We start from the raw sequence: 18,611 nt of genomic DNA, 5'->3' as shown, positions 1-18,611 counted from the left end.
CCTCACAGGCAATCGCGAACGGCTTCGCGCAACGCACCGGACTTGGCCCACGGCGGCCCCTGATACAGCGACACCCGGCTGCCGTCTTTCGACTTCACGATCTCGAGAATCTCATCGGCCGTGATGATGCCGGGCGCCTTGATCCGGTAGCCGTTGGATATCCCGGTTTGCGTGGCCTTGGGCACTTCCTTCTGCCAGGCCGGCAACACACAGGCGGCGTACTCTTTGGGTGGCTTTTCACTGTATTTGCTGAGGTTTGGCTCACCCGGCACCACAGAGGCGGGCAAGGAGCATCCCGTCAACAACCCCGCTACGATTCCCGCCATCAAAGTCCGCATCGTGCTTCCTTATCTGAAAAAAGAAAATGTAGCTCGTTGCCCAGGAAATCGGGACTAAAATTTCGTAGCTGGGAATGTTCAGGAGACCGTCATGTGGCTCAACGAATCTGAAAACGAACTCCGACGAGACTTGCAAGGCATCGCGTCCGACCTGAGATGGTCGGCGGTCGAGCTGTTGCGCCTGGCGGAACAGCTGCGCCAGGCGGGCAACGATGTGGATGCGCAGGCCGTACACAGGTTATGCGACCTGTTTCAGGGCGACGAACAACGACTGGCGGGGTACGCCGAGGAAGTGAAGGCCAAGACGATCAGCCGCAACAAACACGGCGTGACGGGTGACGACAAGGGTTCACCCTCATAAAAACCGGTCGTGCTGAAACACTGTGGGAGCGAGCAGGTTCGCTCCCACAAAAGCGACCGTTCAGCGGGCCGCGGGCTTTTTGGCTCGAGCCTTGTAGCCTGGCAGGGACGCCGCGAACGCCAACGCCTCCTCCCGGCTGGCAAAGGCTGCCAGGCGATCGCCCTGGGTGCAGACCCGCCAGGGGCCGTTGTTCACGCTGACCACGTCATACCCGTTCATGTGCATCTTGTTCAGCATCGGAACGCTCATGAGCTACCTCCATTTCGGTACGGTTTCGTCACGCCTACCTTACACCCACTTTTCGCACCATTGCGGACCAGACGTCGCGACAAAATACCAACATCCAACCGCACTTTAGGTCCAGACCCCACCTCCAACCCTGCAGAACCCCCGAAAAACGGGCCCCGGCCTGAATATTGCATTTTTATGACAGTATTGTGGCAATGAGCTATTAGGTAACACATGAAAGTACGTGCAACCGTCATCTGCGAGCAGGACCGGCACATTCTCCTGGTGCGCAAGCCCAGGTGTCGCTGGACGCTGCCCGGGGGAAAGGTCGAACCCGGCGAGACCATCGCTGGCGCGGCCATGCGCGAACTGCAGGAAGAAACCGGGCTGGATGTCGACGATGTGCTGTACCTGATGCAACTGGAAACAGGCAACACCCGACACCACGTCTATGAGGCGTCGGTGCTGAACCAGGACGAGGCGCGTCCGCTGAATGAAATCTTCGATTGCCAGTGGTATCCGTTGAATGCGGTGCAGAACCTGGACACCAGCGAAGCGACCCTCAAGATCCTCAGGGCGTTTCAGCGTCGTCTGTAGTCAACCCAGGTCACCACCCCCCACCGGCAGGGTCACGCCCGTGATGTAGGACGCCTCGTCGCTGGCCAGGAACAGGATCGCCCCCGCCTGCTCATCCAGCGTGCCGTAGCGCTTCATCAAACTGCTGTCGAGGGTCTGGTCGACGATTTGCTGGTACCAGACTTTTTCCTCCTCGCTCTGCGGCGCGCTGTTGCGCGCAATCACCCGGGGCGGTGCTTCAGTGCCGCCCGGTGCCGTCGCATTGACCCGCACCCCGCGCCCGGCCGTCTCGAACGCCAGGCACGCGGTCAATGCATTGACCCCGCCTTTCGCCGCACCGTAGGGCACACGATTGACACTGCGGGTGGCGATGGACGACACGTTGACGATCGAGCCACTGCCCTGCTCCAGCATGTACGGCAATGCGGCATGGCAGCACCAGAGTGTCGGAAACAGTGAACGGCGAACCTCGGCCTCGATCTGCGACGCCTGGTAATGCTCGAACGGCTTGGCCCAGATTGTGCCGCCGACATTATTGACCAGCACATCGAGCCGACCGAAGCGCTCGATGGCGGTTTGCATCACCCGGCTGCACTCCTCGTACTGCTCGAGATCGGCAGTCAGCGCCAACACCTGGCAGCTCACCGCCAGTTGCTGCTGCACCTCGAACACCCGTTCGGAGCGATCCACCACTATCAGCTTCGCCCCTTCCGCCGCCAGACGCTCGGCCACGCGCTGGCCGATACCCTGGGCAGCGCCCGTGACCAGCGCGACTTTTTCGTGAAATCGGTTCATGTGTACCTCAAGAATTCTCGGACGAAACAAGCCCCCTGTGGAAGCGAGCCTGCTCGTGATGGGTTCACAGGCATCCCCATGCTGACTGACGCGCCCTTATCGCGAGCAGGCTCGCTCCCACAGTGGCGATACCGTTGCTTGGCGCGCGGCTCACGCGGCGCTGGCTGCGAATTTCTCGTAGTAGAAATTCGCCGGCCGGATGCCCTGCTCGCCGAGGTAACGGCTCACCGCTTCGACCATCGGCGGCGGGCCGCACAGGTAGACGTCGACGTCGCCATCGTTCAGGTGCCGTGGCTCGATGTGCTGGGTCACATAGCCCTTGAGCGGATGCTGGCTGTCGGGGCTGGCCACGCAGGCGCTGTAGGTGAAGTGAGGGATGCGTGCGGCAAGGGCTTCCAGACGATCCAGTTCCACCAGGTCGAAATCGTGGGTCACGCCGTAGATCAAATGCAGCGGATGCGCACTGCCCTGCTCGGCGATTTTCTCCAGCATCGCGGTGAACGGTGCGAGCCCGGTGCCACCGGCCAGCAGCAACAAGGGCCGACGGATCTCCCGCAGGTAGAAACTGCCCAGGGGGCCGGCCAGGCTCATGCTGTCGCCAGCCTTGGCCATGCCGGTGAGAAACCGGCTCATCAGGCCACCCGGCACGTTGCGAATCAGAAAACTGACTTCGCCGTCGCGCTGCAACGAGCTGAACGAATAGGCGCGGGTCTGCTCGCTGCCGGGAATCCCCAGATTGACGTACTGCCCCGGCAGAAACGCCAGCTTGCTCAAGGACTCGCCCTTGATCGACAGCGCAATGGTGCTGTCGGACAACTGGCGCACCGCACTGATGGTCGCCTCGTAGCTGGCCTGGCGGGTGCGGCACACCTCGGAGGACGTCGGAACCCGCACCACGCAATCGCTCTGCGCGCGCATCTGGCAGGTCAGGACAAAGCCCTGTTCCGCCTCTTCCGGGCTGAGGGCATCTTCGATGTACTCCTCGCCCAGGTCGTACTGGCCGGCCTCGGCGAAACACTTGCAGGTGCCGCAGGCGCCGTCGCGACAGTCCAGCGGGATATTGATGCCCTGGCGATACGCGGCGTCGGCCACGGTTTCGCCCACGTTGGCGTCGATGAAACGGGTGACGCCGTCTTCGAAATTGAATGCAATGGAATGAGTCATGACGCCGGCCTCACAAGTGATAGACATCGATGACCTGCCGAACGTAGTCGTTCTTCAGGATCACTTTCTTGGTCTTGATCAGCGGGTTCTCGCCACGCACGTCCAGGGTGTAGAAACTGCTGCCGAAGTAGCTGTCGACGGTCTTGTAGCGAAAGCTCAGGGTGTGCCAGTTGAAGCGCACCTTGCACAGTCCGTCGGCCTGCTCCAGCAACTCGATGTTGCTGATGTTGTGCGAGGTGCGGGTGTCCGGCACGCTGGCGCTGGAACGCTCGGTCTTGATGCGGAAGATGCGGTCTTCCAGGCCGGTGCGGTCGCCGTACCAGATCAGCGAGATTTCCCGCTGCGGGTCTTCGGTCAGCTCGTCGTTATCGTCCCAGGACGGCATCCAGAAGGTCGCGTCGGGGGCGTACAGCTCCAGCCATTCATCCCATTGCCGGTCATCGAGGTAACGTGCTTCGCGATAGAGAAAGTCGCGCACGCGGTCATGGTCAATGTTCATTGCACATCCTCCACCGCGATCAACTTCGCCTGTTCGCTGGCCAGGGCCGCGAGCATGGTTTGTTGCCAGTATTTGTGTTGCAGCACGAACAGGCCTTCGTCTTCGGTGCGCACACCGCTGAGCAGCGGGTGCAAGTCGATTTCCCGGGAGGCCTCGTCGGCGCCTTCGATCCAGTGCTCGGCGCCTCGGGACATGTCGTTCCAGGTGGTGACGCTGCCCTTGTAGCTGGTCTGGCAGGCGCGGAATTCCTCCAGGTCGTCCGGTGTCGCCATGCCGCTGACGTTGAAAAAATCCTCGTACTGGCGAATGCGGCTGGAACGCGCATGGTCGCTTTCGCCTTTGGGGGCGATGCAGTAGATGGTGATTTCCGTGCGATCCACCGAGATCGGCCGGGCGACGCGGATCTGCGAGCTGAACTGGTCCATCAGGTACACGTTCGGGTACAGGCACAGGTTGCGCGAGTTCTCGATCATCCAGTCGGCGCGTGCCTTGCCGAAATCCTGCGCCAGCTCATCGCGACGCTCATACAGCGGACGATCCTCGGGGTTGGCCCAGCGGGTCCAGAGCAGCATGTGGCCCTTGTCGAACGAGTAGAAACCGCCGCCCTGCTTGGCCCAGCTGCCGGCGCTCATGGTCGGGTTGCTGTCGCCGGCCTCGCGCTGCTTGCGCTGGTTCTGGGTGGCGGCGTAGTTCCAGTGCACGGAGCTGACGTGGTAACCGTCGGCGCCGTTTTCGGCGGTGAGTTTCCAGTTGCCTTCATAGAGGTAGCTGGAGGATCCGCGCAGCACTTCCAGGCCATCGGGCGATTGGTCGACGATCATGTCGATGATCTTCGCCGACTCGCCCAAATGCTCGACCAGCGGCAGGACGTCCGCCTTGAGGCTGCCGAACAGAAAGCCCCGGTAGGATTCGAAACGCGCTACCCGGGTCAGGTCGTGGGAGCCGTCGCAGTTGAAACTCGACGGATAACCGGCATTGGCCGGGTCTTTGACTTTGAGCAGTTTGCCGGAGTTGTTGAAGGTCCAGCCATGAAACGGACAGGTGTAGGAGCTTTTGTTGCCGGACTTGTGCCGACACAGGGTCGCACCGCGATGACTGCAGGCGTTGATAAAGGCATTGAGCACACCGTCCTTGTTGCGCGCGATGAAGATCGACTGGCGTCCCATGGTGGTGGTGTAGAAGTCGTTGACGTTGGGGATCTGGCTTTCGTGGGCCAGGTACAGCCAGTTGCCTTCGAAGATGTGTTGCATCTCCAGGTCGAACAGGCGGGGATCGGTGAACATCTCGCGCTTGCAGCGATAGAGGCCTTGTTCGGGATCGTCTTCGAGCAGGGCTTGAAGGTATTCGGGTCGCAGGGTCATGGCCGCCGCCTCCATTGTTATTGTTCAGGCAGTGCCATGCTAGGACGGGGCGATGGGGCGGACTATCCGCGGGGTGCAGACCTTTATCCGGTTTGTGCAGGGGCTGGCGTCAACGGCGCTTGAGGGTGTCGGACGGCAATTCGCCGAACTGCTTGCGGTAGCTGTCGGAGAAGCGTCCCAGGTGCAGGAAGCCATAATCCATGGCCACCTCGGTGATGCTGCGCACGTTGCAGGTCGGGTCGCTGAGGCAGGCGTGGATGCGCTCGAGGCGCTTCTGGCGGATGTAGTTTTTCGGCGTGGTGTCAGCGTTGCGCTCAAACAGGCCATACAGCGAACGCACGCTCATGTGCGCCTGGCGCGCCAATGCTTCGCTGTCGAGGTCGTGCTTGAGGTGCCGGGCGATGTAGTCGGCGATGGCGTCGAATGCGGCGGCCTGCGACCCGCCTTCCAGGCGACTGACATTGGTCTGCATCAGGCTGAGCATCTTGCTGACGATGATCTGTGCGTAGTGCTCCTGCACCCTGGGCATCGGCTCACTGACTTCGGCTTCCTGACAGATCATTGCCAACAGGCCGACAAAACCTTCCAGTTCGTGCAACTGGTAGCGGTTCTCCAAAAACCGCACGCCCTGCCCCGGATAACGCCAGCGCTGCTCGTCGCACACCGATTCGAGCAACGATGTCGGGACCTTGAGGATGAATTTTTCGCAATCGTCGGAGTACGTCAGGTCCACCGGATCGTCGGGGTTGATCAGCAACAGTTCGCCGGGGGCGAAGTAATGTTCCTGGTGGTGCCCACGCCACAGGCAATGGCCGCGCAGCAGCACCTGCAGGTGATAGACGCTCTCCAGCGCACCGGAGGTGACCCGCACACTGGCGCCATAGCTGATGCGGCACAGGTCGAGCGAGGAAAACTTGCGGTGATTGAGGCTGGCCAGAGGACGCCCGGTGCGCGGCATCAGGATGCAATGGTTGCCGACGTGTTGATTGACGTAGCCCGACACCGCATACGGGTCGGCCTGGTCGAACACCGCGCTGCGCTGACTCAACAGTTGCGCTTGCATCATCGGTTACTCGAGTTGTCGTTATGGGGTCATTCTGGGGCAAACGGCGTAGCGGTGTGTCAACGGACTGATCAGCGGGGGCACCACCCTCATCGCGAGCAGGCTCGCTCCCACAGTGGAATGCGTTTCCCTGTGGGAGCGAGCCTGCTCGCGATAAGGCCATCAGCCGCGACATCAGTCCTCGAGTGCGCGAACCCGCTCGTGCCGCTGCTGCTCCTGCGGCTGAGCCGAAGACTGCAGGGTGAAATCGAAGTCGATTTCGGCAAACCGACCGCTGACACCGTGGGCTGCCGCTCGCGCCGGGTCTTCGCTGAAGGTGATGTTGGCGATCAGCTCATCCCGGGTGGCGTAGGCGAAATCGTCGTGCAGGTATTGATCGCCGTCGAGGTTGATCTGGGTGGTCAGGTGACGATGGTCCGGCGCCGAGATGAAGAAGTGGATGTGCGCCGGGCGCTGGCCGTGACGGCCCAGCTGATCGAGCAGTTGCTGGGTCGGACCGTCCGGCGGGCAGCCGTAACCCGAAGGTACGATGCTGCGAAAGCGGTAACGGCCTTCGGCGTCGGTGACGATCCGGCGACGCAGGTTGAATTCCGATTGCGTGGTGTCGAAGTACGAGTAGGTGCCACCGGTGTTGGCGTGCCACACATCCACCACCGCGCCGGCCAGCGGTTCGCCGGCCGTGTTGAACACCCGGCCCTGCATGAACAGGGTCACCCCCGGATCGACGCCATCGTCCAGACGCGCTTCGCCTTGCGACAGCGGCGCGCCTGCCACGTACAGCGGGCCCTCGATGGTGCGCGGCGTTCCGCCGGACTTGCCGGCCTGTTCGTCTTCGGCGTCCATCAGCATGTCCAGGTAATGTTCCAGGCCGAGCCCGGCCACCACCAGCCCGGCCTCCTGGCGCGCACCCAGCACGTTGAGGTAGTTGACGGCTTTCCAGAACTCTTCCGGGGTCACCGCCAGGTCCTCGATGATGTTCACCGAGTCGCGCAGGATGCGATAGACCAGCGCCTTGACCCGTGGGTTGCCGGCGTCATTGAGCAGGCCGCTGGCCTCCTCGAGAAATTTCTGGGCGTGGGCAGTGTGGGAAATCTTGACGTTCATTGGGATGGGTCCTCATCTTGTAATTATGGGCGTAGCGGGCTGAACAGGCTGGGTTCAGCGGTCGTCGTCACGAATCGAAGAAGGATGCCGGCACATCGCATCGATCTCGATGGTCATGTACGGGAACAGCGGCAATTGCATCAGCAGGTCATGCAGCTCCTGGACGCTGTCGACATCGAACACGCTGTAGTTGGCGTAGTGTCCGGCGATACGCCACAGGTGGCGCCACTTGCCTTGCTCCTGCAGACGCTGGGCCAGGGCCTTCTCGTCGGCCTTGAGCCGGGCGGCGGCTTCGGGATTCATGTCGACCGGCAAATTCACGGTCATCTTTACGTGGAACAGCATAATGCTCTCCTCAGGCGGGATGAATGGCAGTGGATGCCTTGTCGCGACGGAAAAACGCCAGGCGTTCCTCATCCAGGCTCAGGCCCAGACCCGGCGCGTACGGCACCTGCAACTCGAAGTCGCGGTACACCAGCGCTTCGCCAAGAATGTCTTCGGTCAGTAGCAGCGGGCCGAACAGCTCGGTGTCCCACGCCAGTTTGTTCAGAGTGACAAAGGCGTGGGCCGACGCCAGGGTGCCCAGGCCGCCTTCGAGCATGGTGCCGCCGTACAGGGCGATGCCGGCCGCTTCGGCAATTGCGGCCGTGCGCAGCACCGCACGCGGGCCACCGTTCTTGGCGATCTTCAGGGCAAACACCGAGGCCGCGCCTTCGCGGGCAAGATTGAACGCATCCTCCACGCACTCGATGGACTCGTCGGCCATGATCGGTGCCGGGCTGATGGCATTCAGGCGCACCATGCCGGCGCGGTTGTTGCGCGAGATCGGCTGCTCGATCAGGTCGATGCCGTTGCTCCCGAGGATCCGGCAGGCACGCAGCGCCACCGCTTCGTCCCAGGCCTGATTGACATCGACCCGCACGCTGGCGCGGTCGCCCAGGGCTTTCTTGATCGCAATGACATGTGCCAGGTCACGGTTGACTTCGCCCGCCCCGATTTTCAGTTTGAAGATGCGGTGGCGACGCAGGTCGAGCATTTTCTCGGCTTCAGCGATGTCCTTTCCGGTGTCGCCACTGGCCAGGGTCCAGGCCACCGGCAGCGCATCGCGCACGCGGCCGCCGAGCAGTTCGCTGACCGGCAGGCCCAGGCGTTTGCCCTGGGCGTCGAGCAATGCGGTTTCGATACCGGACTTGGCGAAGGTGTTACCGCGAATGCTGCGCTCCAGGCGCAACATCGCGGCGTTGACGTTGGCACTGTCCTGGCCGATCAACAGCGGTGCGAAGTGCGTGTCGATGTTGGTCTTGATGCTGTCCGGACTCTCGTTGCCATAGGCCAGGCCACCGATGGTGGTGGATTCACCGATGCCTTCGATGCCATCGGCGCAGCGCAGGCGAATGATCACCAGGGTCTGGTTCTGCATGGTGTGCATCGCCAGTTTGTGCGGGCGGATGGTCGGCAGATCGACGATGATCGTCTCGATCGACTCAATGGCGGTTGCAAGCATTTCGATACCCATCAGGTTCTTAAAGTTCTGAACCCGATTCTGGTACGGCTTTTTTCCGGAGGCCAATATAGAATTGGTCTGAATTGATACCTTAAAGGTATGCATAAAACGATAAAGGGAGGCCCCATGGAATTGCGTCACCTGCGGTATTTCCAGGTATTGGCTCAAACGCTGAATTTCACCCGCGCCGCCGAGCTGCTGCACATTGCTCAGCCGCCCTTGAGCCGACAGATCCAGCAACTGGAGGACGAGCTGGGGGTGTTGCTGCTCGAGCGTGGACGACCGCTGAAGCTGACCGACGCCGGACGGTTCTTCCATGAACATTCCACCGCATTGCTCGAGCAACTGGGCAAGGTCTGCGACAACACGCGGCGCATCGGGTTGGGTGAAAAGACCTGGCTGGGGATCGGCTTTGCCCCTTCGACCCTGTATGGCGTGCTGCCCGAACTGATTCGCCGCCTGCGCAGCGGCGAGCCGCTGGAGCTGGAACTGGGGCTGTCGGAGATGACCACGCTGCAACAGGTGCAGGCGCTCAAGGCCGGGCGAATCGACATCGGCTTCGGCCGTATCCGCATCGACGACCCGGCCATCATCCAGACCGTATTGACCGAAGACCGCCTGGTCGCCGCCCTGCCCGCCGGTCATCCACTGCTGGCCGGCCCCATCAGCCTGCGCGAGCTGGCCAGGGAACCCTTCGTGCTGTACCCCGGCAATCCACGTCCCAGCTACGCCGACCATGTGATCGCCCTGTTCGAATCCCAGGGCGTGAGCATTCAGGTGGCGCAATGGACCAACGAGCTGCAAACCGCCATCGGGCTGGTGGGCGCGGGCATTGGCGTGACCCTGGTGCCGGCCTCGGTGCAGTTGCTGCACCGCGACGACATCGGGTTCACCCCGTTGCTGGAAGACAACGCGACGTCGCCGATCATCCTCAGCAGGCGCGTGGGCGATGGGTCACCGGGGCTCAATCATTGCCTGTCAATGATTGAGCAACTGCAGCCGCCAGCGTGAAATCAGTGACTGTCGCCATCCCAGATCCAGTTCCAGATCCCCGGCAGCTTCACCGCTTGTGAACCGTCGCGAACGGTGCGCGCCATGGCCGCCCGTTGCAATTCGGCCTGGTCGTCGTAGAACGGCTTCTGCGCGACGTTCACCCCGGTCGCCTGCGCGCTGTCGAGAAGGATTTGCAGGTACTCCCGGGCATGCCGGGCGGTGTATCGATTGAGGTCGTGGAAGGTCACCACCACCGGGATCACGCCGTCGACGGTCGGCAGCTCCCCCGCTGCGATGCGCTCGCGCACCTCGGACATCGAACGCAGGAAATGCGCTCGCCGCCGTGGGCTGGCGTTGAATCCCCAGACCTTGCCGTCATTGGCGCTCAGGTCGGTCAGCAAGACGTGCAGGCCATGCTGCCGATAGGCGGCGAACACGCGTTTGTCGTAGTTCCAGAACGGCGGCCGCACCAGGGTCGGCGGCGCACCGGTGATCGCGGCGATGTCGGCGCTGCCTTTGCTCAACGACTGGTCCAGCTCCAGAGGACTCAGGGAACGGTGATTGGTGTGCCAATGCGTCGCCGTGTGGAAGCCCAGGATCTGGCCCTCGGCGTGTTCGCGGCGCATGACTTCGCGGCCGATGTCGCTGTTGCCGGCCCGTGGTGCGCCGGTCTGCACGAAGAACACCGCCTTGAGATTCGGTTGCACCGGGTTGTCGGCCAGGCTGTCGAGCACCGTCAGCGTCGGGTTCCAGAAACTCGAGGCACTGGGCCCGTCATCGAACGTCAGCAGAAAGCGGATCGGCGCCTGCCCGCGCAGTCGCTGTTCGGTCTGCGGGGTCATTTCGATGGGCGCGGCAATGCACCCCACCAGCCCGACGGCAACGGCGAATGCGCAACAAATCCTGAACAGCTGTTTCATGGTGTGCCCTGGGCCAGACCTTGGGCCCGCACGGAGGTGCGGGGCGCGGGTTGGATCAGGGTACACGGGGTTTTGTTCCGGTGCTGCCGGCCTTTGTTACGGGGTTAACGCAGGCTGGAAGGATCCGTCGATGATCGGCGCCGTCGCCAGTGCCGCCGGCAGTGCCTTGACGCTGAACAGGAAGTCCGCCGTGCTTTGCAGGTCCTTGGCCGCCTGGGCGTCCACCGGGCCGATGGTCATGTGCGCCTGGCGCAGCCAGTGGCGCGACACGTTTTGATCCAGATTGGCTTTCTTCGCCCACAGATCGGCGTATTCGTCGGTGTGGTTATCGACCCAGGCCCGAGCCTTTTTCAGGCGCACCAGGAAGTCGGCGATGGCCTCGCGTTTGCTGTCGATGGACGGGGTCGATGCAGCGATGGCACTGAGCCCGGGCATGAGGTTCTTCGCGGTGAGGATCGGTCGGGCGCCGGAGAACAGGATCTGCTGGGAAATGTAGGGTTCCCACACCGGGAAGGCATCGATGCTGCCCTGGGGCAGCGCGGCAGCGGCATCGATCGGCATCAACTTGATGAAGTCGACGTAGTCTTCCGGCAGGTTGGCCTGTTGCAACGCACGCAGGGTCAGTTGCTGGCTCCAGGCGCCGGGCCAGTAGGCGACTTTCTTGCCCTTGAGGTCGGCAATGGTCTTGACCGGAGAGTCCTTGGGCACCAGCAAGGCGATGGTGTCCGGGTTCTGCCGGGATACGCCGATCAGCTTGACCGGCGCCTGCTTGGCGGCAAGAAACAGGAACCCCGAATCGCCGAGAAAACCCAGGTCCAACGCCCCGGTATTCAACGCCTCGGCCAACGGCGCGGCCGCCTGGAAGTGCTTCCAGTCGACGGTATAGGGCGCCCCTTCCAGCACCCCGGACGCCTCCACCGAAGCACGGACGTTGTAGTAGTTCTGATCCCCGACGTGCAGGACGACGGGATCGGCGGCGTACGCCGTGGGCGCGGCCAACAGCGCGCTGGTCAACAGACCGCGGACAAAGCGGGACAGGTTCATCGGGGCGTTCCTTGAGGGTGAATGGCATAGACCATAACGCTCTTACAGATAGCTTTTTAAATTCTATTTCTGAATAAGCTCATGACACTCAGCGCTCACTGTTGGCCCAGCAACAGTGGCTGTACAGAGTGTTTGCCGGGCAACACCTGCGACCTCTTAACGCCAGCGCCAAGGCCGGGAAATCCGCGGACCGGACGATATGGCACAGAGCCTGCAATATTCCATTTAAGTAGGGACTCTTCATAAAAAACTATTTTTCAGAAATAAGACAATCAACGCCTTGCCGGAGCCGCTTTCATGACATCCACCTTCCGTTTTCCCGTCGTCAGCTCGTTGCTGACGGCATGCGCCCTGGTCTTCAGCCTGCAATCCGTAGCGCGGGCCGCTGAAGCGCCGCCCGCCGAAGTGCATCTGGACTACGCCTATTACTCGCCGGTCAGCCTGGTGCTCAAGCACCAGGGTTTCCTGGAAAAGGCCCTGCCCCAGACCAAGGTCACCTGGGTGCTGAGCCAGGGCAGCAACCGCTCGCTGGAGTACCTCAACAGTGGCGGCGTCGACTTCGCCTCTTCCGCGAGCCTCGCCGCCGTGCTCAGCCGCGCCAATGGCAGCCCGATCAAGTCGGTCTACGTCTACAGCCGTGCCGAATGGACCGCCCTGGTGGTGCGCAAGGATTCGCCCTACAAGACCGTCGCCGACCTGAAAGGCAAGAAAATCGCCGCCACCAAAGGCACCGACCCGTACCTGTTTACCCTGCGCAGCCTGCAACAGGCCGGCCTGAGCAAGGACGATGTGGAACTGGTGCACCTGCAACACCCGGATGGGCGCACCGCCCTGGAGAAAGGCGACGTCGACGCCTGGGCCGGTCTCGACCCGCACATGGCCGCGAGCGAGGTCCAGGCCGGCTCGCGCTTGCTGTACCGCAACAGCCAATTCAACAGCTATGGCGTGGTCAGCGTCACCGAGCGCTATGCCAAAGAGCACCCGCAGGCCATCCAGACCGTGCTCAAGGCCTACGAGCAGGCACGGGAATGGGCGGTCAAACACCCTGACGAACTGGCGAAACTGCTCGCCAGCGAATCCGGCCTGCCCCTGGAAGTGGCCCAACTGCAACTGTCGCGCACGGATCTGAGCAGCCCGCAATTGACCGCCAAGGATGTCATCGCCTCGAAGGCCGCCGCGCCGATCCTGGTGTCCGAAGAACTGGTGCGCCGTGGGGTGAACGTCGATCAGGTCATCGACCAGTTGATCGACACCGGTTCCAGGGAAGCCGTGGCTCGTCAGTAAATCACCGCCTGCGGGTAAGACCGAATCCGCGCCCGCCGCGGATTCGTCGTCATTGGAGAACCCCATGACCAGTAAAAGCAAAACCCTGCCACTCGAACTGCCGGCAGCCCGCCGCGCCCCGCTGGCCTTGAGTAATGCCTGGCGCTTGCGTCTCAAGGGCCTGGCCCTGCCAGTGCTGATTCTTCTACTGCTGGAGTTCGTCGTACGCATCGGCTGGCTGCCGTCGTACCAGATGCCGGCCCCCAGCGACATTGCCCTGACCCTCGGCGACCTCGCTGAAGGCCCGCTGTGGAAACACATCAGTGCCAGCCTTCTGCGCGTACTGCTGGGGTTCGCCATCGGCGCCAGCCTGGCGCTGATCTTTGCCGCCTGGGTCGGTTTGAGCCGTGAGGCCGAAGCCTGGCTGGAGCCGACCTTTGCCGGCCTGCGTTCGATTCCGAGCCTGGCCTGGGTGCCGTTGTTGCTGCTGTGGCTGGGCATCGACGAAACCTCGAAAATCGTCCTGATCGCCATCGGTGCCTTCTTCCCGGTGTACCTCAACGGCGTCGCGGCGATCCGCAACATCGATCGCAAACTGGTGGAGGTCGGGCAAATGTACGGCTTCAGCCACCTGCGCCTGGTCCGGCGGGTTCTGCTGCCCGCCGCCCTGCCCGGCCTGTTCACTGGATTGCGCAGCGGCATGAGCCTGGCGTGGATGTTCCTGGTGGCGGCCGAACTGATCGCTGCGACCAAGGGCCTGGGCTACCTGCTCAGTGACGGTCGCGAAACCTCCCGCCCGGACATCGTGCTCGCAGCCATCATCGTGCTGGCGCTGCTGGGCAAATTCAGCGACGGCGTGCTCGCCGCACTGGAGAAGCGTTGGCTGACCTGGCGCGACACCTTCAACGGCCAACGTGCAGAGGACTGAGCCCATGACCGTTCATCTGTTGGACATTCGCGTGGAGCGCAAGACCTTCGCCGCCACCACCGTGCTGCAAAACATCCACCTGCAACTGCAACCCCGGGAAACCGTCAGCCTGCTGGGCCCCAGCGGTTGCGGCAAAAGCACCCTGCTGAGGATCGTCGCCGGGTTGGAAAAGGACTTCCAGGGCGAACTGCGCAGCACCGCCGGAGAAGTCGCGTTCGTGTTTCAGGAACCGCGCCTGATGCCCTGGCTGACGGTGGAGCAAAATATCGGTTTCAGTGCCGATAGCCATTACGACAAGACCTGGGTCGCACAACTGATCGAGGAAGTCGGCCTGGGCGGTTTCGCCGATGCCCTGCCCAAGGCGTTGTCCGGCGGCATGGCGCAGCGGGTCGCCATTGCCCGCGGCCTCTACTCGCGGCCCGATGTGTTGTTGCTCGACGAACCCTTCAGCGCCGTGGACGCCTTCACCCGGATGAAACTGCAGGACCTGCTGCTGCAATTGGCCGAACGTCATGCCATCGCCCTGTTGCTGGTGACCCACGACGTCGACGAAGCGCTGTACCTCAGCGACCGGGTGTTGGTGATGGACAATCGCCCCAGCAGCATTCGCCAGGAAGTGGCCGTGCCGCTGGCCCACCCCCGTGATCGCCGCGATCCGCTGCTGGCGCAGCTCAAGGCCCTGTCGTTGACCGAGCTGCAAAGGGCGCACGTGATCTGACGCGCGACTATGCTCAAACCTCCACCTGGAGGATTGGGCGATGTGCGGTCGACTGTCGCAATACCGGGGCATCCACGATTTCGTTGCGGTACTGAGCATCCCCGACGCACTGATCAACCCGGTCGGTGAACAACCGCTGGCCCGTTACAACGCCGCCCCGACCGATCAACTGGCGTTGTTGCACCTGGAGGATGACGGGCTCAGGGCCGACAAGGTGCGCTGGGGGTGGCGGCCGCACTGGGCGAAAGACCGGGCGGCGCCGATCAACGCGCGAATCGAAAAGGTCGCCCATGGCCCGTTCTTCCGCGCCATCTGGCCGCACCGGGCGATTGTGCCGATCGATAACTGGTTTGAGTGGGTCGATACACCAGGGACAGCCCGGCAGCCCTGGTTGATCCGCCGTCAGGATCGCGCACCGATCCTGTGTGCCGCCATTGGTCGCTTTCCCGCCCACGATACCCCGCCGCGAGAGGACGACGGCTTCGTGATCATTACTGCCGACAGCGCCGGTGGCCTGCTCGACATTCATGATCGCCGGCCCGTGGTGTTCTCACCGCAACTGGCGCGCGAATGGCTCGACCGCGCCACGCCTCCCGAACGGGCCGAACAAATGGCCTTGTTACAAGCAGAGCCCAGCGAGGCGTTCGAGTGGTACAGGGTTGGCAAGGCGATCGGCAACGTCAGGAACCAGGGTGCTGAACTTATCGAACCGCTGCCATGAACTTATCAGTATCGCCAGGGAGACGATCATATTTAACAACCGCGCCTACTGATGAACTAGACCAACTTGCCCATGAGTGTTTCATCCAAGTAACACCGATGAAAAACAACTGCACAAAAGTCTAACCGCTTGTCAGACAATCCAAACGTCGTACATACATGGGGATCAAGTGCAGATAGCATGCGCGGCCGTTTCCACTGGCTTTCGCCCAGTTGACCGAAGCGTCAGCGAATAGGGAAATTTCTTTTACATCAAGCTTTGCAGAGAACTGAATGCGCGACGATTTTTCAATGGATCAGGTCGTTGGCCTGGAGTGCGTTTATCGGTCGACGACTGAACACTATCGACTGGATTGTTTTATCGAACAATATGTAAAGACTCGTGATTTGAAATCGGTTCCCGGGATCGACGGCACCCTGCGGTCGACCCTTGCACGCTACCCCGGTCGGCATCCGGTCATGGTCAACGAGTTGAATGCCTGGATCGACCGGACACTGGGGTATCGAGCGGCACATCCGGATGTGGTGCATCTGGAAGACGTGTGAAACCAGCGGCGATCTTCTCTGTGAGGGAGCGAGCCTGCTCGCAAATTGCGGTAAATCAGGCAGCGCAGCAGGTGCTGGCGTCATCGCGAGCGGGCACACTCCCACAGAAGAGGTCATCAGCCTTGCTTCACGGCTTCAACGGCCGCTCTTCATCGCGCTCCGACAGTTCCCGACTGTCATCATGCTTCCAGTCCTGGCGCTGGCGCCGCTGACGCTCGAGTTCCTCTTCGGTCGGCTCATCCTCATCCAGCTCCGGACGCTTGTGTTCATTGGCCATGCGCACCTCCTTTCCCTAGTGATCAGTCATCAATCTCAAGCGTAGAACAGTTTCAACGGCGGCGGCTCACAGCCACCAGCGCAACAGGAAGAAAAACCCCATGCTCAACAACATGCTGAGCAGGGTGTTGCGGGTGTACAGCACCAGCCCCACCGCCACCAGCGAGCTGATCAGGTAGGGGTTGTCCCATTGCAGGTTCAGCTGTTTGTCCGGCATGAACACGATCGGACCGCAGATCGCCGTAAGCATGCCCGGCACCGCAAAGCCGAGAAATTGCCGGGCATTGCTGCTCAGGCGCACTGGCAGGCGTGGTTCGAGGAACACATAACGGTTGAGGAACACCAGAATCCCCATGCCGACAATCACCGCCCAGACCATCATGTGCGTCCACCGTAGAATTTGTTGCAGACAAAACCCGCCGTCATCCCCGCCAACCCCGACAGCACCAGGGCCGAGCCCCACTGCCAGTAGCTGAACAACACCGAGCAGAACAGCGACACCGCCACGCAGACCACCGTCGGCACGTTGCGCACCACCGGGGTGATCAGCGCGATGAACGTGGCGGCGATGGAAAAGTCCAGTCCCAGGTGTTCCAGCCCCGGAATACTGCTGCCCAGCACGATCCCGGCGAAGGTGAAGAGGTTCCAGGCGATATAGAACGTCAAGCCCACACCCAACGCATACCAGCGGTCGAACTGCTGCTTGTCGTGCTGGCTGGTCAGGGCGAACAACTCGTCGGTCAGCAAAAAGCCCAGCCCCGCGCGCCAGCGCCCCGGCAGCGGTGAAATCGCCGAACGCAGGCTCATCCCGTAGAGCAGGTGCTGCGATGTCAGCAGCAGCGTGGTCAGCAGGATGGAAAAGATCCCCGCCCCGCCCTTGAGCATGCCGATGGCGACCAATTGCGCCGCGCCGGCGAACACGATGCTCGACAAGCCCTGGCCTTGCAGCGGTGTCAGGTTGGCTTCGATGGCCATGGAGCCGGCCAGCAACCCCCAGGGTGCGGTGGCCAGTGACAGTGGCATGATCGCCACGGCGCCACGAAGAAAGGCGCTGCGCGGCAGGTGTGAATGGGACATAACGCTCTACGACCGGGGAAAGACCTCAGACTCTGCCAGTTACCGGCGCCCAAGGCTTGAACAATCTTGCGCAGTTGCGCCGTTCATCCGCTGCTGGCTTGATTCACCTGCATAGTGGCAACATGACCCCGCCCTTTCCATGGAGATACGGCCCGTCATGAGTGCATTCGATACCGACAGCGATGTCTACAGAACCCTGCTTGAGTCGACCAAGGCCATTCCGTGGCGAATCGACTGGAAGACCATGACGTTCAGCTACATCGGTCCACAGATCGAAAGCCTGCTGGGCTGGAAACAGGACAGCTGGGTGTCGGTCGATGACTGGGTGGAGCGCATGCACCCGGACGACCGTAACTACGTAGTGGACTTCTGCGTCTCGCAATCGCGCGCCGGCGTGGACCATGAGGCCGATTACCGGGCGCTGACCCGCGAGGGCGACTACGTGTGGATTCGCGATGTCGTGCACGTGGTGCGCAAGGATGGCGAAGTCGAGGCGCTGGTCGGCTTCATGTTCGACATCAGCGAGCGCAAGAAAACCGAGGAACACCTGATTCGCCTGCAGAAACAGCTCGAAGAGTATTCCTTCCAGGACGGCCTGACCGGCATCGCCAACCGGCGCATGTTCGACACCGTGCTGGAACGCGAGTGGGCCAACGCTCAGCGTACGGGGCTGCCGTTGTCGCTGATCATTCTGGATATCGACTACTTCAAGCAGTACAACGACCACTACGGACACATCAAGGGCGATGAATGCCTGCGCCAGGTCGCCAGGACACTGGCGCTGGCGGCCAATCGACCACGGGATTTCATCGCACGGATCGGCGGCGAGGAGTTCATCTGGTTACTCCCGGAAACCGACGCAGAATCCGCCAGGTTGGTGGCGCACAAATGCCTGCACCTGATTCGCCAGCAGCAGATCGTCCATGAGTTTTCCGCCGTTTCGTCGCTGCTGAGCCTGAGCCTGGGCGTCGGCACCACCACCGCGCCGCTACAGGAAACCGCACTGGCGTTCGTCGAGCAGGTGGACAAATTGCTGTACAAGGCCAAGCACCAGGGGCGGATGCGCGCTGAATTCGCTGAGTTCGGGGCTTCAAGAACGACCGGGTAGCGGGCGACGCAGTACCATGGAGCCA

Annotated in this window: 24 protein-coding genes; 9 read left to right on the top strand and 15 right to left on the bottom strand. The window is 62.0% G+C overall.

Going from position 1 to position 18,611, the window contains the following annotated elements; genetic code table 11:
* Window positions 1-2: 2 nt before the first annotated feature.
* Window positions 3-338, bottom strand: coding sequence for a hypothetical protein (locus tag IB249_RS24780; protein ID WP_192308383.1), 336 nt, complete (start codon window positions 336-338; stop codon window positions 3-5).
* A gap of 91 nt (window positions 339-429) precedes the next feature.
* On the opposite strand from IB249_RS24780, the gene IB249_RS24775 reads away from it, so the two are divergent.
* Window positions 430-699 carry a hypothetical protein gene (locus IB249_RS24775; RefSeq protein ID WP_192308382.1) on the top strand — a complete coding sequence of 90 codons (270 nt, stop codon included), beginning with the start codon at window positions 430-432 and terminating at the stop codon, window positions 697-699.
* 60 nt (window positions 700-759) lie between these two features.
* On the opposite strand, the gene IB249_RS24770 is transcribed toward IB249_RS24775, so the two are convergent.
* On the bottom strand, window positions 760-948 hold the full coding sequence (locus IB249_RS24770) for a DUF2188 domain-containing protein (protein WP_192308381.1): 189 nt from the start codon (window positions 946-948) through the stop codon (window positions 760-762).
* 213 nt (window positions 949-1,161) lie between these two features.
* On the opposite strand from IB249_RS24770, the gene IB249_RS24765 reads away from it, so the two are divergent.
* Window positions 1,162-1,524, top strand: coding sequence for an NUDIX hydrolase (locus IB249_RS24765; protein WP_192308380.1), 363 nt, complete (start codon window positions 1,162-1,164; stop codon window positions 1,522-1,524).
* On the opposite strand, the gene IB249_RS24760 is transcribed toward IB249_RS24765, so the two are convergent.
* The 8 genes from IB249_RS24760 to IB249_RS24725 all read right to left on the bottom strand — a co-directional run bounded on the left by IB249_RS24760 (window position 1,525) and on the right by IB249_RS24725 (window position 8,993).
* Window positions 1,525-2,298 carry a 1,6-dihydroxycyclohexa-2,4-diene-1-carboxylate dehydrogenase gene (locus IB249_RS24760; protein ID WP_192308379.1) on the bottom strand — a complete coding sequence of 258 codons (774 nt, stop codon included), beginning with the start codon at window positions 2,296-2,298 and terminating at the stop codon, window positions 1,525-1,527. It abuts the gene before it with no gap.
* Between the two features lie 150 nt (window positions 2,299-2,448).
* Window positions 2,449-3,462 (bottom strand): benzoate 1,2-dioxygenase electron transfer component BenC, encoded by a 1,014-nt coding sequence (benC, locus tag IB249_RS24755; protein WP_192308378.1) that lies wholly within the window; start codon window positions 3,460-3,462, stop codon window positions 2,449-2,451.
* A 10-nt stretch (window positions 3,463-3,472) separates the two neighbouring features.
* Complete coding sequence (gene benB, locus IB249_RS24750; protein WP_192308377.1) at window positions 3,473-3,961, bottom strand: benzoate 1,2-dioxygenase small subunit; 489 nt, start codon at window positions 3,959-3,961, stop codon at window positions 3,473-3,475.
* Window positions 3,958-5,322, bottom strand: coding sequence for a benzoate 1,2-dioxygenase large subunit (gene benA, locus IB249_RS24745; RefSeq protein ID WP_192308376.1), 1,365 nt, complete (start codon window positions 5,320-5,322; stop codon window positions 3,958-3,960). The genes benB and benA overlap by 4 nt, the downstream gene beginning before the upstream one ends.
* 109 nt (window positions 5,323-5,431) lie before the next feature.
* Window positions 5,432-6,388, bottom strand: a complete 957-nt coding sequence (locus IB249_RS24740) for an AraC family transcriptional regulator (protein WP_318653514.1) — start codon at window positions 6,386-6,388, stop codon at window positions 5,432-5,434.
* A 171-nt stretch (window positions 6,389-6,559) separates the two neighbouring features.
* Window positions 6,560-7,489, bottom strand: a complete 930-nt coding sequence (gene catA / locus IB249_RS24735) for a catechol 1,2-dioxygenase (protein ID WP_192308375.1) — start codon at window positions 7,487-7,489, stop codon at window positions 6,560-6,562.
* Between the two features lie 54 nt (window positions 7,490-7,543).
* Window positions 7,544-7,834 carry a muconolactone Delta-isomerase gene (catC, locus tag IB249_RS24730; RefSeq protein WP_192308374.1) on the bottom strand — a complete coding sequence of 97 codons (291 nt, stop codon included), beginning with the start codon at window positions 7,832-7,834 and terminating at the stop codon, window positions 7,544-7,546.
* Between the two features lie 10 nt (window positions 7,835-7,844).
* On the bottom strand, window positions 7,845-8,993 hold the full coding sequence (locus tag IB249_RS24725; protein WP_192308373.1) for a muconate cycloisomerase family protein: 1,149 nt from the start codon (window positions 8,991-8,993) through the stop codon (window positions 7,845-7,847).
* A gap of 126 nt (window positions 8,994-9,119) precedes the next feature.
* Between IB249_RS24725 and IB249_RS24720 the strand changes: the two genes are divergently transcribed.
* A complete protein-coding gene (locus IB249_RS24720; RefSeq protein ID WP_192308372.1) occupies window positions 9,120-10,004 on the top strand; it encodes a LysR family transcriptional regulator in 885 nt (294 codons plus the stop codon).
* A 2-nt stretch (window positions 10,005-10,006) separates the two neighbouring features.
* On the opposite strand, the gene IB249_RS24715 is transcribed toward IB249_RS24720, so the two are convergent.
* Window positions 10,007-10,906, bottom strand: a complete 900-nt coding sequence (locus IB249_RS24715; protein WP_192308371.1) for a polysaccharide deacetylase family protein — start codon at window positions 10,904-10,906, stop codon at window positions 10,007-10,009.
* A gap of 96 nt (window positions 10,907-11,002) precedes the next feature.
* A complete protein-coding gene (locus IB249_RS24710; RefSeq protein ID WP_192308370.1) occupies window positions 11,003-11,950 on the bottom strand; it encodes an ABC transporter substrate-binding protein in 948 nt (315 codons plus the stop codon).
* Between the two features lie 297 nt (window positions 11,951-12,247).
* Between IB249_RS24710 and IB249_RS24705 the strand changes: the two genes are divergently transcribed.
* From IB249_RS24705 to IB249_RS24685, 5 genes are all read left to right on the top strand, one after another.
* Window positions 12,248-13,234: an aliphatic sulfonate ABC transporter substrate-binding protein gene (locus tag IB249_RS24705; RefSeq protein WP_192308369.1), complete on the top strand. Its 987-nt coding sequence runs from the start codon at window positions 12,248-12,250 to the stop codon at window positions 13,232-13,234.
* 64 nt (window positions 13,235-13,298) lie between these two features.
* On the top strand, window positions 13,299-14,141 hold the full coding sequence (locus IB249_RS24700; protein WP_192308368.1) for an ABC transporter permease: 843 nt from the start codon (window positions 13,299-13,301) through the stop codon (window positions 14,139-14,141).
* Window positions 14,142-14,145: 4 nt separating this feature from the next.
* A complete protein-coding gene (locus IB249_RS24695) occupies window positions 14,146-14,859 on the top strand; it encodes an ABC transporter ATP-binding protein (RefSeq protein ID WP_192308367.1) in 714 nt (237 codons plus the stop codon).
* Between the two features lie 40 nt (window positions 14,860-14,899).
* Window positions 14,900-15,580, top strand: a complete 681-nt coding sequence (locus IB249_RS24690) for an SOS response-associated peptidase (protein ID WP_192308366.1) — start codon at window positions 14,900-14,902, stop codon at window positions 15,578-15,580.
* A 272-nt stretch (window positions 15,581-15,852) separates the two neighbouring features.
* Window positions 15,853-16,125: a hypothetical protein gene (locus IB249_RS24685; RefSeq protein ID WP_192308365.1), complete on the top strand. Its 273-nt coding sequence runs from the start codon at window positions 15,853-15,855 to the stop codon at window positions 16,123-16,125.
* A gap of 127 nt (window positions 16,126-16,252) precedes the next feature.
* Here the strand turns inward: IB249_RS24685 and IB249_RS24680 are convergent, their stop codons facing one another.
* The 3 genes from IB249_RS24680 to IB249_RS24670 all read right to left on the bottom strand — a co-directional run bounded on the left by IB249_RS24680 (window position 16,253) and on the right by IB249_RS24670 (window position 17,478).
* Window positions 16,253-16,402 (bottom strand): hypothetical protein, encoded by a 150-nt coding sequence (locus tag IB249_RS24680; RefSeq protein WP_192308364.1) that lies wholly within the window; start codon window positions 16,400-16,402, stop codon window positions 16,253-16,255.
* 66 nt (window positions 16,403-16,468) lie between these two features.
* Entirely contained in the window at window positions 16,469-16,780 is a 312-nt protein-coding gene (locus IB249_RS24675) for an AzlD domain-containing protein (RefSeq protein WP_192308866.1), read from the bottom strand.
* A complete protein-coding gene (locus IB249_RS24670; RefSeq protein WP_192308363.1) occupies window positions 16,780-17,478 on the bottom strand; it encodes an AzlC family ABC transporter permease in 699 nt (232 codons plus the stop codon). Before IB249_RS24670 ends, IB249_RS24675 begins: the two co-directional genes overlap by 1 nt.
* A gap of 157 nt (window positions 17,479-17,635) precedes the next feature.
* Here IB249_RS24670 and IB249_RS24665 point away from each other — a divergent pair, with 157 nt between their 5' ends.
* Window positions 17,636-18,586, top strand: a complete 951-nt coding sequence (locus tag IB249_RS24665; RefSeq protein ID WP_192308362.1) for a sensor domain-containing diguanylate cyclase — start codon at window positions 17,636-17,638, stop codon at window positions 18,584-18,586.
* Window positions 18,587-18,611 lie beyond the last annotated feature (25 nt).

The sequence above is a fragment of the Pseudomonas sp. PDM04 genome (genome assembly GCF_014851765.1).
Taxonomy (GTDB): domain Bacteria; phylum Pseudomonadota; class Gammaproteobacteria; order Pseudomonadales; family Pseudomonadaceae; genus Aquipseudomonas.
Note: the sequence above shows the minus strand (reverse complement) of the source record. Positions and strands in the feature narration are given on the sequence as shown.

Coding starts and splice junctions, on each gene's coding strand:
- IB249_RS24780 (WP_192308383.1), bottom strand. CDS start 338: ATGCGGACTTTGATGGCGGGAATCGTAGCGGGGTTGTTGACGGGATGC.
- IB249_RS24775 (WP_192308382.1), top strand. CDS start 430: ATGTGGCTCAACGAATCTGAAAACGAACTCCGACGAGACTTGCAAGGC.
- IB249_RS24770 (WP_192308381.1), bottom strand. CDS start 948: ATGAGCGTTCCGATGCTGAACAAGATGCACATGAACGGGTATGACGTG.
- IB249_RS24765 (WP_192308380.1), top strand. CDS start 1,162: ATGAAAGTACGTGCAACCGTCATCTGCGAGCAGGACCGGCACATTCTC.
- IB249_RS24760 (WP_192308379.1), bottom strand. CDS start 2,298: ATGAACCGATTTCACGAAAAAGTCGCGCTGGTCACGGGCGCTGCCCAG.
- benC (WP_192308378.1), bottom strand. CDS start 3,462: ATGACTCATTCCATTGCATTCAATTTCGAAGACGGCGTCACCCGTTTC.
- benB (WP_192308377.1), bottom strand. CDS start 3,961: ATGAACATTGACCATGACCGCGTGCGCGACTTTCTCTATCGCGAAGCA.
- benA (WP_192308376.1), bottom strand. CDS start 5,322: ATGACCCTGCGACCCGAATACCTTCAAGCCCTGCTCGAAGACGATCCC.
- IB249_RS24740 (WP_318653514.1), bottom strand. CDS start 6,388: ATGATGCAAGCGCAACTGTTGAGTCAGCGCAGCGCGGTGTTCGACCAG.
- catA (WP_192308375.1), bottom strand. CDS start 7,489: ATGAACGTCAAGATTTCCCACACTGCCCACGCCCAGAAATTTCTCGAG.
- catC (WP_192308374.1), bottom strand. CDS start 7,834: ATGCTGTTCCACGTAAAGATGACCGTGAATTTGCCGGTCGACATGAAT.
- IB249_RS24725 (WP_192308373.1), bottom strand. CDS start 8,993: ATGCTTGCAACCGCCATTGAGTCGATCGAGACGATCATCGTCGATCTG.
- IB249_RS24720 (WP_192308372.1), top strand. CDS start 9,120: ATGGAATTGCGTCACCTGCGGTATTTCCAGGTATTGGCTCAAACGCTG.
- IB249_RS24715 (WP_192308371.1), bottom strand. CDS start 10,906: ATGAAACAGCTGTTCAGGATTTGTTGCGCATTCGCCGTTGCCGTCGGG.
- IB249_RS24710 (WP_192308370.1), bottom strand. CDS start 11,950: ATGAACCTGTCCCGCTTTGTCCGCGGTCTGTTGACCAGCGCGCTGTTG.
- IB249_RS24705 (WP_192308369.1), top strand. CDS start 12,248: ATGACATCCACCTTCCGTTTTCCCGTCGTCAGCTCGTTGCTGACGGCA.
- IB249_RS24700 (WP_192308368.1), top strand. CDS start 13,299: ATGACCAGTAAAAGCAAAACCCTGCCACTCGAACTGCCGGCAGCCCGC.
- IB249_RS24695 (WP_192308367.1), top strand. CDS start 14,146: ATGACCGTTCATCTGTTGGACATTCGCGTGGAGCGCAAGACCTTCGCC.
- IB249_RS24690 (WP_192308366.1), top strand. CDS start 14,900: ATGTGCGGTCGACTGTCGCAATACCGGGGCATCCACGATTTCGTTGCG.
- IB249_RS24685 (WP_192308365.1), top strand. CDS start 15,853: ATGCGCGACGATTTTTCAATGGATCAGGTCGTTGGCCTGGAGTGCGTT.
- IB249_RS24680 (WP_192308364.1), bottom strand. CDS start 16,402: ATGGCCAATGAACACAAGCGTCCGGAGCTGGATGAGGATGAGCCGACC.
- IB249_RS24675 (WP_192308866.1), bottom strand. CDS start 16,780: ATGGTCTGGGCGGTGATTGTCGGCATGGGGATTCTGGTGTTCCTCAAC.
- IB249_RS24670 (WP_192308363.1), bottom strand. CDS start 17,478: ATGTCCCATTCACACCTGCCGCGCAGCGCCTTTCTTCGTGGCGCCGTG.
- IB249_RS24665 (WP_192308362.1), top strand. CDS start 17,636: ATGAGTGCATTCGATACCGACAGCGATGTCTACAGAACCCTGCTTGAG.